The organism is Aeromonas tecta, from assembly GCF_000820185.1.
Classification (GTDB): Bacteria; Pseudomonadota; Gammaproteobacteria; order Enterobacterales; family Aeromonadaceae; genus Aeromonas; species Aeromonas tecta.
In genome coordinates this window covers 196,380-211,683 of sequence record NZ_CDCA01000028.1, presented here as the reverse complement: position 1 = coordinate 211,683, position 15,304 = coordinate 196,380, and the positions used below count along the sequence as shown (strand labels likewise).

Here is a 15,304-nt window from a genome sequence, read left to right as displayed (position 1 = left end):
GATGACGCTTCTGCACTGGCGATGGCCCAAGCAGTGTCTCCAGCAGAGTAAAGCCACCCTGCCGAACTCGCGGCCTCTGTAGCGGCGATGGCCCAACCAGGGCCGCGCGGCGACTTTGTAACATCGACTGGTCGCTCATCGGCTGATATAGGTCCGCATCATGGCCACCGGACTCTGTGCCTTGGGCGCGGTCCGCACTTCCATGTCCAGCGCCTTGAGGTTGTTATCGCTGGTGGCGACGCCACGATAGCGCCAATACCAGGTCTGACCGGCCATCTCCTCGTCCCCTTCCACCCAGCTGTCGCCCGGCCACTTGCCTTCGAGTTTCTGCTGCACCAGCTGGTTTTCCACCACCCAGGTCGCCAGCGTCTTCTCTTCCAGATAGTTGAGACCGGACAAATGTTCGCTTGCCGTTTTCATCACCGCCAGCCCAGCGATGGCGAACACAGCGAGCGCCACCATCACCTCCAGCAACGTCATGCCACCGGCTTTCATGTTGCGGGATCTCACTCTTCTTCCTCGACGGCATCTTCCAGTAAGGAGAGGCGACCGAATTCGTCGCCCTTGACCGTGCGCAGGTATTTCTCGTCATCGGTCTGCTGGCTCAGGGCCAGCACGAAGGGCGTGAGCTCGCCACCGGGGAAGATCAGCACCTGAGGCGTGCGCTCCTGTTCGTCACGACCCCGTTCCGTCTTCTCGTCCGAGTCGGTGCGCCAGCTGAAGCCTTCCAGAGTGATGGCCAATGTCATCTCCTCCGGCAGTGTGACCTGGCCGAGGATCTTGTCGTCGGTCAGCGCCCGCCACTTGCGATCCTTGGGGGCGCGCGTCATGAACTGCCAGCCGTGATCCTCGACTCGCAGCCCCACCAGACGGCCATCCATCACCGAATACTCCTGCGCCTGTTGCAGGGTCGCCATGAAGCGACGCGCCTGCTTGTCCAGCTCGCGATCCCCTTTGGCCCCGCCCATGCTGAGGGTGACCGCGGTGGCGATCAGTCCCATCAACATGGCGACCAGCAGCACTTCCAGCAGGGTAAAACCCGCTTGGCGCTGACGGAACGAAGTGAGCCTCACGAGAGCCTCACCCACGCGGCATGGCGAGCGGCGCCGTCAGTCACTTATTGGAAGTCCTTCAGATTCCAGTTGCCGATGTCATCATCAGTACCGGCCTCGCCATCCAGCCCGGTACTGAAGATGTCGATCTTGCCAAACTGGCCCGGGCTCAGCAGTTGATACTGGTTACCCCAGGGATCCTGCGGCAGGCGCTTGATGTAGCCCCCTTCCCGGTAGCTGCGCGGCTCGGGGGAAGCGGTCGGCTTGTTGACCAGCGCATCCAGCCCCTGCTCGGTAGTCGGGTAGCGGTTATTGTCCAGCTTGTACATGTCGAGGGCATTTTCCAGCGCGACTATGTCGGAGACCGCCTTCTGCTGATCCGCCTTCTCCTTGTTGCCCATCAGGTTGGGCACCACCAGACTGGCCAGGATCCCCAGGATCACGATGACCACCATGACTTCCAGCAGGGTAAAACCGGCTTGACGACGCTTGTGCATTGCTATGACTCCCTAACGAAATGAGATGGCATGAACCATCAACGATTAATTGTTAAACCGCGATCGTTCGATTACGCCTGCCGGCTAATCGAACCTACGGGTTCGATTGGGTTTGTAGGTTCGAATAGCGAAGCGTATTCGGACACTCGAACCTTATAGATTCACCATATTGTTGAGCTCGAGGATCGGCTGCAGGATCGACATCACGATAAACAGCACCACCCCGGCCATGGAGACCACCAGCATGGGTTCGAACACCCCGAGTGCGATGTTCACCTGGGTTTCGAACTCCCTGTCCTGATTGTCCGCCGCCCGCTCCAGCATGCTGTCGAGCTCGCCGCTCTGCTCGCCAGAGGCGATCATGTGCAGCATCATGGGCGGGAAAATCTTGGTTTCATTCAGTGCCTTGCGCAGGCTGGTCCCCTCGCGCACCCGCTCGGTCGCCTCGCCAATCCGGCTGCGGGCGAAATCGTTCGAGAGCACCTCACCGGCGATCTTCATCCCCTCCAGCAGCGGTACCGCACTGGCATTGAGGATGCTCAAGGTACGGGCGAAACGGGCGGTGTTGAGGCCGCGACTGACCCGGCCGATCACCGGCAGGCGCAGCAGTATGCCGTGCCAGTGGCGACGCCGCTTGTCATCGCTGAGCCACCAGCGCCAGACAAAGCCGCCGATGAACAGCAACAACAGGAACCAGAGTCCGTAGTGCTGCATCAGCTCGCTGGTACCGATGAGGAAGCGGGTAGTACCAGGCAACTGCTGCCCCATGTGTTCGAACTGCGCCACCACCTTGGGCACCACGGCGGTGAGCAGTATGGAGATGACCCCGACCGCCACCAGAGTGAGGACGATGGGGTAGATCATCGCCTGCAGCAGCTTGGTGCGCATGTGCTGACGCTGCTCGGTGTAATCGGCGAGCCGGTTCAGTACCTTCTCCAGGTGGCCGGATTTCTCCCCTGCCGCCACCATGGAGCGAAACAACTGATCGAACACGTGGGGAAAGGCGCCCAGCGAATCGGCAAGGGAATAGCCTTCCACCACCTTGCTGCGCACCGTCGCCACCAGACTACGCAGGTGTGCTTTCTCGCACTGCTCGGCCACCGCCCGCAGCGCCTCTTCTATGGTGAGGCCAGCCCCCACCAGAGTCGCCAGCTGGCGGGTGATCAGCGCCAGTTCGGAGGTCGAGGCGCCGCGCCGAAACAGCACGAAGCGATTAGCTTCTCGCTTCGCCTTCTCGGTAGTCTCGTTCACCTCGAGCGGGGCCAGCCCCTGCTCACGCAGCAACTGGCGCACCTGACGGGCGGAGTCACCCTCCATCACCCCGGACTTGTTTCTGCCCCGGTTGTCGAGGGCTTTGTATTCAAATGCTGCCAATGCTGCCGTTCTCCTGCACCTGTCTGACCATGGTTGCTATGCCCTGCCCCGGTTAATCTTCCCGGGTCACGCGCAGCACCTCTTCCAGACTGGTCTGGCCGAGCAATACCTTGTCGATGCCATCGCGACGGATGCTGGGGGTATGGCCCCGGATCAACCGTTCGATGGCCAGCTCGCCGCTGGCGCTGTGGATCGCCTCACGCACCCCGTCGTCGATCACCACCAGCTCATGGATGCCGGTCCGGCCACGATAGCCGGTGTGGTTGCACTGCTCGCACCCGACCGGGCGCCACATCAGCTGATCAGGTGCCAGTTCCAGGCCCATGGCGATCCGCTCCTGCTCGGTGATTGGGTGCTGGGCACGGCAATCCGGGCAGAGGGTACGCACCAGCCGCTGGGCCAGCACCGCGAGCAGGGAGGAGGAGAGCAGAAAAGGCTCGATCCCCATGTCCCGCATCCGGGTGATGGCGCCGATGGCGGTGTTGGTGTGCAGGGTCGACATCACCAGGTGACCGGTGAGAGATGCCTGCACCGCGATCTGGGCGGTTTCGAGATCACGAATTTCCCCTACCATCACCACGTCCGGATCCTGACGCAAGATGGCGCGCAGACCACGGGCGAAGGTCATGTCGACCTTGGCGTTGACCTGGGTCTGGCCAACCCCTTCCAGGTCATATTCGATGGGATCTTCCACCGTCAGGATGTTGCGATCCCGCGAGTTGATCTCGGACAGCGCCGCATACAGGGTGGTGGACTTGCCCGAACCGGTCGGACCCGTTACCAGAATGATGCCGTGAGGTTTGCGAATGAGCTCGCTGATGATGTTGCGGTTGGCCAGCGTCATGCCAAGCTGCTTGAGCTCGAGGCGCACGTTGTTCTTGTCGAGCAGTCGCAATACCACCCGTTCGCCGTAGCTGGACGGCATGGTCGAGACCCGCACATCCACCGCCCGGCCGCCGATCCGCAGCGAGATGCGGCCATCCTGGGGCACCCGCTTCTCGGCAATGTCCATGCGGGACATGACCTTGATGCGCGACACCAGCAGGGAGGCCAGCTTGCGATGGGGCCGAAGGATCTCCCGCAGCACACCGTCGATGCGAAACCGGATGACCAGCACCCGCTCGAAGGTCTCGATGTGGATGTCGGACGCCTCCTCCTTGATCGCCTCGCTCAACATGGCGTTGATGAGACGGATGATGGGGGCATCATCGTCGGCATCGAGCAGATCCTCACTCTGGGGTAACTCTTCCGCCAGGGCGAAGAAATCCATCTCGTTGCCGAGATCCTCCATCAGCTGACGAGCCTCGGAGGAGTCGCGCTGGTAGTGGGCCATCAGCAGCTCTTCAAACTCGTCGCTCCCCATCTGCTCGATGGCAAAACCGCAACCAGCCACCCGCCGCACTTCCAGCAAGGTCTGGGGGGCGACGCCCTGACGACAGAGCAGCAGTGGTGCACCCTGCCGCTCGGTCAGGATCACCCCGAAGTTGCGGGCGAAGGCGAACGGCAGTTCGGGCAGTTCTGCCGGCAGCTCGCTGTTGTCGAGTTGATAGGCGGCCATCAGGGCTTGCTCTGCACGAAGGGTTGCCCTTGCACCTGAGTCTGCACCTGGCTCTTCACGCCGGTAGCGGTCGACTGTTGCTGCGCCTTCATCAATTCAATCTGCTTTTGTACCTCGGGGGACAACATCACGTCCTGACCATAGGCGGGCAGCACCTGACGCGGGGGCGAAGTGGCATAGCCCTCCTCGGAGGCCAGGTTCAGCTGCTCGGCGCGGAACAGGGTGTACTTGTTGCTGGAGACGCCGGAGTAGACGTTGGCATCTCGCAAGATGGTCGGCCGGATAAACACCATCAGGTTGCGCTTGGAGGTGGTGTTGGAGGTCGAGCGGAACAGATAGCCCAGCACCGGAATATCACCGAGCAGGGGTACCTTGGAGACCTGCTCCTTGGTCTGTTCGTCCATCAGGCCGCCCAGTACCACGGTCTCGCCACTCTTGACCAACACCGCATTCTTGACGGTACGGGTATCGAAGGTGGGGCCGAGATTCGCTGTGCCGGTCGCCTGGGTCTGCGCCACGCTGGAGACCTCCTGCTCGATGTTGAGCAACACCGAATCACCCTCGTTGATCTGGGGCGTCACCACCAGCTTGGTGCCCACCGTCTTGCGCTCTATGGTGTTGAACACCTGATCGCTGGTGGTGGAGCTCTGGGAGCCACTTTGCACCGGCACTTCCTGACCGACGTTGAAGGAGGCTTCCTTGTTGTCCATGGTGACAATACTTGGGGTCGAGAGGATGTCGTTCTTGGTGTTGGTGGAGAGCGCCGTCACCAAAGCTGCCCAGTCTCCCTTGTAGAAGCCGGCCGCCATGCCACTGAAGCTGCTCAGCAGCTTGTCGAGCCCAGCGGTATTGCCGTTATCCTGATAATCCTTGCCCGCGATGATGGCGGGGCCAATGGGCAGACCGGTGTTGGTGAACTGGGTGCCGCCGCCGTTGGCATTGGCCCACTGCACCCCCAGATTCATCCCGTCCCCGTCCTGGATCTCGACGATGATCGCCTCCACCAGCACCTGGGCACGGCGGATATCGAGCTTGGCGATAACCTGCTCCAGCTCGGCCATCACATCCGGCTGGGCAGTGATCACCAGGGCATTGGTGGTCTCGTCGGCCGAGATGGCGAGCTGACCGCCGCCTATGCTGGCGCCACCACCAGTATTGGGAGCCGCGCCGCCGCCCTTCTTGTCGGCCGCGATGCTGGAGCTGACGCCCTTGAGCACATCCACCAGATCCTTGGCCTTGCCATATTTCAGGTAGAAGACCCGGGTGTTGCCCTGGCTCTGCAGATCCCGGTCAAGCTGACGCACCATCTGGATGATGCGGGCCCGCGCCTTGGGCTCGCCGCTAATCACCACCGAGTTGGTACGCTCGTCCGCCACCACCTTGGGGGAGAGCAGCAAGGGAGCGTTGCCGCCCTGATTGCTGCCATCCTTGTTGAGGTTGCTGACGATGCGCACTATCTCGCCGGCGGAGGCGAAGCGCAGCTTGATGATGTCCATGTCCTGGTCACCCGCCTTGTCCACCCGGCGCACCACTTCCACCAGACGATTGACCACGGCGGCGCGACCGGTGATCAGCAGCACGTTGGACGGCTCGTAGTGCACCACGTTACCGCCACCGGCGTTGTCGTTGAGCTGACGCAGCAAGGGGGCGAGCTCGCGCACCGAGACGTTGCGCACCGGTACCACCCGGGTCACCATCTCGTCACCCACGCCGGGATTGCTGTCGTCCACCACCGGGATGGCAGAGGTCTTGGCATCCTTGGAGCGCACCACCTTGAGCACCCCGTTGTTCATCGGCACCACGGCAAAGCCATAGACATCGAGCACACTCAGGAAGAACTGGTAGTACTGATCCTCATTGAGCAAGTCGTAACTGCGGACATTGATCTTGCCGCGCACCGAGGGCTCGATGATGATGGTCTTGTTCAGGTTCTTGCCGACCGTGTTGATGAACTCTTCGATATCGGCATTCTTGAAACTGGCGGCATACTCGGTGGCCCAGGCTGAACCTGCCATCATCAAGGCCGCCGCGACCGTGGCCAAGCGCCAGCCTTTCCCTTTATTTATCATTCTTGGTGCTACTCCAATTCATTATTCTGACAAGCCGACAAAAACGTCATAGAGCTGTCCTTGCCGCTCGACGGTGACGGTCATCTCCTTGGCGCCGGCTATTTGTTGCATAGCCTGCATGGCCTGTGCGTTATCCCGCAGATCCAGACCATTGATGCTGACCGCCAGATCGTTGGCGACCAGTCCGAGTTGATTGAACAGTTCAGGATTGCTGCCCGGGCTGAGGCGGTAGCCAACCATGCGGCCATCTACCCGCACCGGCGAGATGTTGAGGTAATCGGTGATTTTACCGGGGTTACTCATCAATTCGCTGCGAACCGAAGATAACTTACTATCCTGAGGCGCCGCTTTAGGCAAGGGCTTGCCGTATTCTTCCCCATCCAGCATCAGGGTCTCGTCACGGCCATCGCGCGCGATGATGACGCGATCGGCGAATACCTGGCGGATCTTGGCCTGGGTGCCGTCGATGTAATCGTCGATGCCGTAGGAGTTCTGCAGGCCATTGTGAGCGATGATGGCGATGGATTTCGCAGGGTCTGAACTCGCCAGCACCCCGTTGAGCTGAGCGTTGAGCTGGGTCTTGGGGGCATCGGCCGCGACCGCCTGAGCGACCTGGTCAGCCGCCACTTGCGGCGCCTTGCCAAACAGGGATAGACGGCTGACGCTGCTGAGATCGAGCCGGGCAGCATTGGCACCCTGCGCGGCCGTAACCGAGGGCTGCCAGGGGGAATTTTCCACAGTCTGGGTCAGGCTGAATAGACGCCAAGTGAGCCCGGCACACTGCTGGGCCAGCAATAACAGCAACAACCAGAACAGCGGTTGGCTGAGACGGGAGAGTGGCAGGCTGTTGCAACGAGCCAGCAGGGCATTCAATAAATCACCCCTGAGCGGTAGCGTCATGTTTCTCAAAATGCTCTGGCATCCAAATCGGTTGGCTATTGTGTACGGCAATGGACCCAGTGACAACCGACCGGATGGGATGAAGCGGCGAAAATCCAGATTCCGTCACACCCAGCCCGCCAGTTTCTATCCCGGGGCCTGCCTCTGATATAATCAGGCTCCTCTTTCAGCCATCCCGGAGTCGATCCATGCCGAATCCAGCAGAAACCACAACCCAGGTCCGCCTCGACAAATGGTTGTGGGCCGCGCGTTTTTACAAGACCCGCAGCCTGGCCCGGGATCAGATAGATGGTGGCAAGGTGCATTACAATGGCCAGCGCAGCAAACCGGGCAAGGTGGTCGAGGTCGGCGCCCTCATTCGTGTCTGGCAGGGCCAGGACGAGCGGGAAGTCCGGGTGTTGCAGCTCAGCGAGCAGCGCAAATCGGCCCCGCTGGCCCAGCAGCTCTATGAAGAGACCGAAGATAGCCTGAAAAAACGGGCCCAGAACAGCGAGGCCAGGCGCTTCAACAGCCAATTTGCCCCAAGCCCCGAGCGACGTCCCGACAAGCAGGAACGCCGCCAGCTACTCAAGGTCAAACAACATTAATATGCCTTGATGGCCCTTTTATGACGACAGGGGCACGGATAAGTTCCTAACCACCTGTTTAACAATGTGTTTATCAATTTACACCACGAAGACCCTAGGAATGCATGATGAGTAACCAAGATCTCCTGTATCGCTATCTGTTCGAAGAGTACGAAGTGCGGGGGGAACTGGTCCAGTTGGATCGTACTTACCGCCACATCGTGGAAGCCCAGAACTACCCGGTGCAGGTGCAGAAGCTGTTGGGTGAACTGCTGGTCGCCACCAGCCTGCTGACCGCCACCCTCAAGTTCGAAGGCTCCATCACGGTGCAACTGCAAGGGGACGGTCCGGTGCGTCTGGCGGTGATCAACGGTGATCACAACCAGCAATTGCGTGGCGTCGCCCGTTACGAAGGCGAGCTGCCCACTGACGGCAAGCTGCAGAGCCTGGTCGGCAACGGCCAGCTGGTGATCACCATCACCCCGGAGCAGGGCGAGCGCTATCAGGGCATCATCGCCCTCGAAGCTGACACCCTGGCGGGCTGCCTCGAGCAGTACTTCGCCCAGTCCGAACAGCTCGCGACCAAACTCTGGATCCGCACCGGCCATCATGAGGGCGAGCCCCGCGCCGCCGGAATCCTGCTGCAGGCGCTCCCCGCCCAGAGCGAGGATCACAGCGCCGATTTCGATCACCTGACCCAGCTCACCAGCACCATCAAGGATGAAGAGCTTTTTGGCCTGGAAGCCGAAGAGATCCTCTATCGCCTCTATCACCAGGACAAGGTGCGGGTGTTTGATCCCCAGGCCATAGAGTTCCGTTGCACCTGCTCCCGCGCCCGTTGCGAAGGGGCTCTGCTGCAGATAGAGAAAGAAGAAGCAGTGGCCATGGTGCAGGAGCTCGGCAAGATCGACATGCACTGCGATTATTGCGGCGCCGAGTACCAATTCGATGAGATCGACATCGAAACCCTGTTCAGCAGGGCTCCCGATAATGATGCAAACAAGTTACACTAAATGAAGGCGGGCAAAACCCGCCTTTAACTTAAATAACAAAAAAATACCCTATTTTATAAAGTTTGATGGCGATCTCTATAATCTACCACCTAGGTGGTAGCATGAAAGCCAGATAGAACCCTACAAAACCTCTGAACCCAGGAGAACATAATGACTATCGTGGCAACACCCACCCTGGCCCAACAATTACAACTAGACCAGTACGGCATCAAAAACAGCCAAGAAATCGTTCGCAACCCCTCCTATGAGCAGCTTTTCGCCGAAGAGACCCGCCCAGACCTGGAAGGATTCGAGCGGGGCGTCGTCACCGAGCTCGGCGCCGTCAATGTCAACACCGGCATCTTTACCGGCCGTTCCCCAAAAGATAAATATATCGTCAAAGACGCCACTACCCAGAATACTGTGTGGTGGTCTGACCAGGGTAAGAACGATAACAAAGCTCTCAGCCCGGAAGTCTGGTCACATCTGAAATCCCTGGTGACCAAACAGCTCTCCGGCAAGCGCCTGTTTGTGGTGGATGGCTTCTGCGGTGCCAACCCGGATACCCGTCTGGCGGTGCGCGTCATCACCGAGGTGGCCTGGCAGGCTCACTTCGTCAAGAACATGTTCATCCGCCCGAGCGAGGAGGAGCTGAGAAGCTTCAAACCGGACTTCGTGGTGATGAACGGTGCCAAATGCACCAACCCGAACTGGCAGGAACAGGGGCTCAACTCCGAGAACTTCGTCGCCTTCAATCTGACCGAGGGCATTCAGCTCATCGGCGGCACCTGGTACGGTGGCGAGATGAAGAAGGGCATGTTCTCCATGATGAACTACTTCCTGCCCCTGCGCGGCATCGCCTCCATGCACTGCTCCGCCAACGTGGGTCAGGACGGCGACGTGGCCATCTTCTTCGGCCTGTCCGGCACCGGCAAGACCACCCTCTCCACCGATCCCAAGCGTGCACTCATCGGCGATGACGAGCACGGCTGGGACGATGACGGTGTGTTCAACTTCGAAGGTGGCTGCTACGCCAAGACCATCAAGCTCTCCAAAGAGGCCGAGCCGGACATCTTCAACGCCATCCGTCGTGATGCGCTGCTGGAGAACGTGACGGTGGCGGATGACGGCACCATCGATTTCAACGATGGCTCCCGTACCGAGAACACCCGGGTCTCCTACCCCATCTACCACATCGAGAACATCGTCAAGCCGGTCTCCAAGGCGGGTCATGCCAACAAGGTGATCTTCCTGACCGCCGATGCCTTCGGGGTGCTGCCTCCGGTCGCCAAGCTGACCAAGGAGCAGACAAAGTACCACTTCCTGTCTGGCTTCACCGCCAAGCTGGCCGGTACCGAGCGTGGCATCACCGAGCCGACGCCCACCTTCTCCTCCTGCTTCGGTGCAGCCTTCCTCAGCCTGCACCCGACCAAGTACGGTCAGGAACTGGTGAAGCGGATGGAAGCATCGGGCGCCGAAGCCTATCTGGTCAACACCGGCTGGAATGGCACCGGCAAACGGATCTCCATCAAGGATACCCGCGCCATCATCGACGCCATTCTCGATGGCTCCATCGAGCAGGCCCAGACCAAGGTGCTGCCTATCTTCAACCTGGAAGTACCGACCGAGTTGCATGATGTGAACCCGGCCATTCTCGACCCGCGTGATACTTATGCCGATAAGGCGCAGTGGGATGCCAAGGCGGTGGATCTGGCGGGACGCTTTATCAAGAACTTCGAGCGCTTCACCGACACCGACGAGGGCAAACGCCTGGTCGCTGCGGGCCCGCAGCTGTAATCCAGCGCCGATAATTCTTCACAATCTCATACCGGTCAGCCTCGCTGGCCGGTATTTTTTTAGCCGAACTGCGGCGTTTGGCTCCCGCCATGCCTTGCCTCGCCGACGGTTGCGCGTTAGATTCAACCAAACTTTATACAATATACAATTTTGTAACGACTCCCCGTGACCCGAGCATGAACCCACCCTATCAGACCCGCACCCAGATGGTGATGGATAACCTCCGTGGCCGAATCCTGCGTGGCGAATTCCCCGCTGGCGCCCCCCTGCGCCAGGATGCCATCGCCAAGGAGCTGGCGGTGAGCCGCATTCCGGTACGCGAGGCCCTGATGCAGTTGGAGGCGCAGGGACTGGTGAAATTCGAGGCCCATCGCGGCGCCGTGGTCACCATGCTGGATGCCTCCGCCATCGAGGAGCTCTTTTATTTGCGAGCCCTGCTGGAAGCCGATACCCTGTTCCACGCCGTCGACCTGATGACGGAGGAGACCTTCGCTGAGGCGCAGGCCATCCTGGCCCAGTTTGACCTGGCGCTGGAGTCCGGCACCCAGATCGAACACTGGGCCGAGTTGAATCATCGTTTTCACGCCACCCTCTATCAGGCCGCCAATCGTCCCCAGGCACTGGAGCTGATCGCCCAGATCAATCTGAGCTGTGATCGCTACGTGCGCTTCGAGCTGCTGTTTGCCCAAGGCGGGGTGGACAAGGCCGAGCGCGAACACGCCAAGCTGCTGGAATTGTGCCGGGCCCGTCGCAAACACGAAGCCGTGGTCCTGCTCAAACAACATATCGAGGCGGCTGGCCAGTCAATCAAACAGATCCTGGCCGGCAGTCACCATCAGTGAACACTCACATCACCACAATCTGGCATTAACGACATGAACCATTTCGAGATTATTGAAACCCGCGTCGCCCAAGTCAGGGCCACCCTGGCCGCGCAAGAGCTGGACGCCTTCATCGTTCCCCACGACGACGAACACCTGGGAGAGTACATCCCCGCCTACGCCGAGCGTCTGGACTGGATCACGGGTTTCAACGGCTCCGCCGGACTCGCCATCATCATGGCGCAGCGGGCGGCCCTGTTCATCGACGGTCGTTACACGGTGCAAGCTCGCATGCAAGCACCGGCCGAGCTGTTTGAGTTCCTCCATCTCAACGAAGATCCCCATGTACAGTGGCTGGCAGAGCAGCTGCCTGCAGGCTCCCGGGTCGGTTTCGATGCCCGTCTGCACAGCCTGGCCTGGTACCAGAATGCCAAGGCAGTGCTGACCGAGCGCGGCATCGAGCTGGTGCGAGTCAACGAGAACCCCATCGACCTGCACTGGCGCGATCGCCCGGCGCCGACCAAGACGTCGGTCATCCTCTACAGCGAGGAGCTGGCGGGTCAATCGAGCCAGGCCAAACGTGAACTGTTGGCAAGCGATCTGCGCAAGCGCGGCCTGGACGCGGTGCTGCTGACCCAGGCCGAGCCCATCAACTGGCTGCTCAACCTGCGCGGTCGTGACGTAGAGCGCCTGCCAGTGGTGCTGGGCTTTGCCGTGCTCTACGCCAACACCAGCATGGATTTCTTCGTCGATACCGACAAGATCGACTGCGTCGCCTTCTCCCGCCACGTGGGGCAGGATGTCTCCGTCTATCCGATCGACAAGTTGAGCGACGTGCTGCAGCGCATCGGGGAAGATCAGCAGAAGGTGCTGGCCGACCCGAACACCGCCAACGCCTGGACCCAGCTCATCATGGAAGAAGCCGGTGCCATCCTGGTGGCGGGCCAGGATCCCACCATGTTACCCAAGGCCTGCAAGAACGAGACTGAGCTGGCTGGCATGCAGCGCGCCCACCTGCGTGATGGCGTCGCCGTCACCCGCTTCCTCGCCTGGCTGGATCGGCTGATCGCCTCCGGCGAGTTCGACGGCGTGGATGAAGGCACCCTGGCCGATCGGCTGGAAGCCTTCCGCCGCGAGCAGGATCACTATGTGGAACCGAGCTTCGACACCATCTCGGCGCTCGGCCCCAACGCCGCCATGTGTCATTACCGTCACACCAACGGTGTGCCGCGCGCCTTCGGTCAGGACAGCATCTATCTGGTGGACTCCGGTGCCCAGTATCTGGATGGCACCACCGACATCACCCGCACCGTCAAGGTGGGTGAGGTAACCGACGAGCACAAGGCCATGTTCACCCGGGTACTGCAGGGTCACATCGCGCTGGATCAGGCTCGCTTCCCGCGCGGCACCGCCGGCATCCAGCTCGATGTGCTGGCTCGCATGCCCCTGTGGCAGGCCGGTTACAACTACGACCACGGCACCGGTCACGGCGTCGGCCACTTCCTGAGCGTGCACGAGGGTCCGCAGCGCATCGCCCCCAAGGGCAGCCTGGTGGCACTGCAACCGGGTATGGTGCTCTCCAACGAGCCTGGCTACTACCGGGAAGATGCATTCGGGATCCGCTGTGAAAACCTGGTGGTCGTAACCGAGCAGGAGCCACGCGGCGAGTTGCCGATGCTGGGTTTCGAGCGGCTGACCTATGTCCCCTTCGATACCCGCCTCATCGATCGCAGCCTGTTGAGCCAGGACGAGTTCCGCTGGATCAACGACTACCATGTCGAAGTGTTCCGCCGCCTGAGTCCCTTACTCGAGGGCGAGGATCTCGCCTGGCTGGAGCAGGCGACCAGCCTCATCTAATCGCAGACAATCGAGGTTGTCTGATGACACAGGGCCTAAGGGCCCTGTTTTTTTGTCCCGGCTTTTGACCTGCATCAACACCCTTGCCGAGCAGGTCAGGACAATGACCGCCATGAACTCCAATCACCCAGGCACTCGTCGCAGTGCAGGTGCCAGCCAGGCACCCGAGCATCCCAGGCTCAGGCGGGAGCGGTTGACGGTCAGCGCCATGATCCGCCTCTACTGCAACCATCATCACCATGACGACTGCCGCCACTGCCAGCAGTTGCGAGAATTTGCCCATCAGCGCCTGCGTCGCTGCCGCTATGGCCATAGCCACAAGCCGACCTGTGCCAAGTGCGACATCCACTGCTATGCCCCCGCCATGCGCAAACAGATCCAGCTGATCATGAAGTGGAGCGGCCCGCGCATGCTGTGGCGCCATCCCTGGCTCGCCTTGTGCCATCTGCTGGACAGCCGCCGCAAGCCCCCCAAACGCCCTCATGGCCGACCGCTACCGCCCTGATGGCATGATGTGCTTCGCCAGCACACGGCTTGCATCGCGCCAAATGGCTCACTACCCTGTGGTTCTTTTGACTGCCAAGCGCAGCGCACAGGACAACAGGAGCCAAGATGCACCAGCCCCCCGTTTTGAGAGTGGCCCGCCACACCGACATGCATGCCATCTGGCAGATCGATGTCGACGTCTTCGGGGAAGATGTCTATCCCGGCTTCTTCTTCCGCCAAGCCATGGACTTGTGGCCCGAGCTGTTGCTGGTTGCCGAACTCGATGGCAAGCTGCTTGGCTATGCCCTTGGTGGATTGGGACAGGATCGGTCGCAAGGCTGGCTGCTCTCCCTGGCCGTGTTGCCAGAGGCTCGCGGCTTCGGCCTTGCCGAGCGCATGATGCTGCAGATGGAGCAGGCACTTGCCAATGCGCGGGCCGAGCGGGTTCGACTGACCGTTGACCCGGCCAATCCGGCCCAGCGCCTCTATTTTCGCCTCGGCTATGCACAGCTGAGCGAGGAGCCGGGCTATTTTGGTCCGGGTGAGGACCGATTGCTGCTGGAAAAACGACTGGCCTGATACGCATCCAGAAGGGCTGCGTTCTGCGTATCACATACTGGCCTGATACACATCCAGAAGGGCTTCGTTCTGCGTATCACATGCTGGCCTGATACACATCCAGAAGGGCGACGTTCTGCGTATCACATGCTGGCCTGATACACATCCAGAAGGGCGACGTTCTGCGTATCACATAATTGGTTACACTTTGCGGGTTTCCTGCACAATCCGGTTGGCGTAAAGTCAGGCTCAACAACCAGATTAATTAGATGCCCGCCCAGGAGGCTCATCATGTTGAAACATATTGCTCTCGTTACCCTGCTGGCCGCCACTACCGCCATCACGGGTTGTGCCAACAGCGACGTCTACTCTGGCGATGTCTACACCAAGGACCGCGCCAAGCAAGTGCAGACCGTCAGCTATGGCACCATCCTCTCCACCCGCCCGGTCAAGATCCAGGGTGAAGATAACGCCATTCTCGGTACTATCGGGGGCGCCGTAGTCGGTGGCCTGCTCGGCAGCACCATAGGCGGGGGTCGGGGCAGTGACATCGCCGCCGCCGGGGGCGCCATCGCAGGTGCCGCCGCGGGCAAGGCCGCCGGAGACAAATTGAACCAGGTCGACGGGGTCGAACTCGAGATCAAGAAAGAGAATGGTGAGTCCATCGTGGTGGTACAAAAAGCCAGCCCGACCTTCGTACCGGGTGCTCGCGTTCGCATGACCCAGGGCAACGGCAGCATCAACGTGGCCGTGGTGAACTGATCCCGGCCAAAGAAC

General features: G+C 60.6%; 15 protein-coding genes. 8 read left to right on the top strand and 7 right to left on the bottom strand.

From position 1 onward, the window contains the following. Nucleotides 1–135 precede the first annotated feature (135 nt). The 7 genes from exeI to exeC all read right to left on the bottom strand — a co-directional run bounded on the left by exeI (nt 136) and on the right by exeC (nt 7,450). Complete coding sequence (exeI, locus tag BN1137_RS12720; protein WP_050718957.1) at nt 136–495, bottom strand: GspI family T2SS minor pseudopilin variant ExeI; 360 nt, start codon at nt 493–495, stop codon at nt 136–138. 11 nt (nt 496–506) lie between these two features. Further along, the gene (gene exeH, locus BN1137_RS12715) at nt 507–1,073 is read right to left on the bottom strand and encodes a GspH family T2SS minor pseudopilin variant ExeH (RefSeq protein ID WP_050718956.1); all 567 of its coding nucleotides are present in this window, start codon (nt 1,071–1,073) and stop codon (nt 507–509) included. Between the two features lie 44 nt (nt 1,074–1,117). Beyond that, nucleotides 1,118–1,549 (bottom strand): GspG family T2SS major pseudopilin variant ExeG, encoded by a 432-nt coding sequence (gene exeG / locus BN1137_RS12710; RefSeq protein WP_033128920.1) that lies wholly within the window; start codon nt 1,547–1,549, stop codon nt 1,118–1,120. A 153-nt stretch (nt 1,550–1,702) separates the two neighbouring features. After that, nucleotides 1,703–2,923: a GspF family T2SS innner membrane protein variant ExeF gene (exeF, locus tag BN1137_RS12705; RefSeq protein WP_050718955.1), complete on the bottom strand. Its 1,221-nt coding sequence runs from the start codon at nt 2,921–2,923 to the stop codon at nt 1,703–1,705. Nucleotides 2,924–2,975: 52 nt separating this feature from the next. Then, the gene (exeE, locus tag BN1137_RS12700) at nt 2,976–4,481 is read right to left on the bottom strand and encodes a GspE family T2SS ATPase variant ExeE (protein ID WP_050718954.1); all 1,506 of its coding nucleotides are present in this window, start codon (nt 4,479–4,481) and stop codon (nt 2,976–2,978) included. After that, nucleotides 4,481–6,550 (bottom strand): GspD family T2SS secretin variant ExeD, encoded by a 2,070-nt coding sequence (gene exeD, locus BN1137_RS12695; protein ID WP_050718953.1) that lies wholly within the window; start codon nt 6,548–6,550, stop codon nt 4,481–4,483. The genes exeE and exeD overlap by 1 nt, the downstream gene beginning before the upstream one ends. 21 nt (nt 6,551–6,571) lie before the next feature. Next, nucleotides 6,572–7,450 (bottom strand): GspC family type II secretion system variant ExeC, encoded by an 879-nt coding sequence (gene exeC / locus BN1137_RS12690; protein WP_050718952.1) that lies wholly within the window; start codon nt 7,448–7,450, stop codon nt 6,572–6,574. A gap of 188 nt (nt 7,451–7,638) precedes the next feature. On the opposite strand from exeC, the gene hslR reads away from it, so the two are divergent. The 8 genes from hslR (at nt 7,639) to BN1137_RS12650 (ending at nt 15,289) form a co-directional block, all read left to right on the top strand. Beyond that, entirely contained in the window at nt 7,639–8,037 is a 399-nt protein-coding gene (gene hslR / locus BN1137_RS12685; protein ID WP_050718951.1) for a ribosome-associated heat shock protein Hsp15, read from the top strand. Between the two features lie 107 nt (nt 8,038–8,144). After that, the gene (hslO, locus tag BN1137_RS12680; protein WP_050718950.1) at nt 8,145–9,029 is read left to right on the top strand and encodes an Hsp33 family molecular chaperone HslO; all 885 of its coding nucleotides are present in this window, start codon (nt 8,145–8,147) and stop codon (nt 9,027–9,029) included. Nucleotides 9,030–9,179: 150 nt separating this feature from the next. Next, complete coding sequence (pckA, locus tag BN1137_RS12675) at nt 9,180–10,805, top strand: phosphoenolpyruvate carboxykinase (ATP) (protein WP_050718949.1); 1,626 nt, start codon at nt 9,180–9,182, stop codon at nt 10,803–10,805. A gap of 176 nt (nt 10,806–10,981) precedes the next feature. Continuing rightward, the gene (locus BN1137_RS12670; protein ID WP_050718948.1) at nt 10,982–11,647 is read left to right on the top strand and encodes a GntR family transcriptional regulator; all 666 of its coding nucleotides are present in this window, start codon (nt 10,982–10,984) and stop codon (nt 11,645–11,647) included. Nucleotides 11,648–11,680: 33 nt separating this feature from the next. Next, on the top strand, nt 11,681–13,483 hold the full coding sequence (locus tag BN1137_RS12665) for an aminopeptidase P family protein (protein WP_050718947.1): 1,803 nt from the start codon (nt 11,681–11,683) through the stop codon (nt 13,481–13,483). A gap of 103 nt (nt 13,484–13,586) precedes the next feature. After that, nucleotides 13,587–13,988, top strand: coding sequence for a nitrous oxide-stimulated promoter family protein (locus BN1137_RS12660; protein ID WP_198150637.1), 402 nt, complete (start codon nt 13,587–13,589; stop codon nt 13,986–13,988). Nucleotides 13,989–14,095: 107 nt separating this feature from the next. Next, nucleotides 14,096–14,548 (top strand): GNAT family N-acetyltransferase, encoded by a 453-nt coding sequence (locus tag BN1137_RS12655; RefSeq protein WP_050718946.1) that lies wholly within the window; start codon nt 14,096–14,098, stop codon nt 14,546–14,548. A gap of 270 nt (nt 14,549–14,818) precedes the next feature. After that, nucleotides 14,819–15,289, top strand: coding sequence for an outer membrane lipoprotein (locus BN1137_RS12650; RefSeq protein WP_050718945.1), 471 nt, complete (start codon nt 14,819–14,821; stop codon nt 15,287–15,289). Nucleotides 15,290–15,304 lie beyond the last annotated feature (15 nt).

What these genes read in the sequence shown, in the direction of transcription:
- BN1137_RS12670 (WP_050718948.1), top strand. Translation starts at nt 10,982, where the DNA reads ATGAACCCACCCTATCAGACCCGCACCCAGATGGTGATGGATAACCTC.
- hslO (WP_050718950.1), top strand. Translation starts at nt 8,145, where the DNA reads ATGAGTAACCAAGATCTCCTGTATCGCTATCTGTTCGAAGAGTACGAA.
- BN1137_RS12650 (WP_050718945.1), top strand. Translation starts at nt 14,819, where the DNA reads ATGTTGAAACATATTGCTCTCGTTACCCTGCTGGCCGCCACTACCGCC.
- exeD (WP_050718953.1), bottom strand. Translation starts at nt 6,550, where the DNA reads ATGATAAATAAAGGGAAAGGCTGGCGCTTGGCCACGGTCGCGGCGGCC.
- exeG (WP_033128920.1), bottom strand. Translation starts at nt 1,549, where the DNA reads ATGCACAAGCGTCGTCAAGCCGGTTTTACCCTGCTGGAAGTCATGGTG.
- exeI (WP_050718957.1), bottom strand. Translation starts at nt 495, where the DNA reads ATGAAAGCCGGTGGCATGACGTTGCTGGAGGTGATGGTGGCGCTCGCT.
- BN1137_RS12665 (WP_050718947.1), top strand. Translation starts at nt 11,681, where the DNA reads ATGAACCATTTCGAGATTATTGAAACCCGCGTCGCCCAAGTCAGGGCC.
- BN1137_RS12655 (WP_050718946.1), top strand. Translation starts at nt 14,096, where the DNA reads ATGCACCAGCCCCCCGTTTTGAGAGTGGCCCGCCACACCGACATGCAT.
- pckA (WP_050718949.1), top strand. Translation starts at nt 9,180, where the DNA reads ATGACTATCGTGGCAACACCCACCCTGGCCCAACAATTACAACTAGAC.
- exeE (WP_050718954.1), bottom strand. Translation starts at nt 4,481, where the DNA reads ATGGCCGCCTATCAACTCGACAACAGCGAGCTGCCGGCAGAACTGCCC.
- exeC (WP_050718952.1), bottom strand. Translation starts at nt 7,450, where the DNA reads ATGACGCTACCGCTCAGGGGTGATTTATTGAATGCCCTGCTGGCTCGT.
- BN1137_RS12660 (WP_198150637.1), top strand. Translation starts at nt 13,587, where the DNA reads ATGACCGCCATGAACTCCAATCACCCAGGCACTCGTCGCAGTGCAGGT.
- hslR (WP_050718951.1), top strand. Translation starts at nt 7,639, where the DNA reads ATGCCGAATCCAGCAGAAACCACAACCCAGGTCCGCCTCGACAAATGG.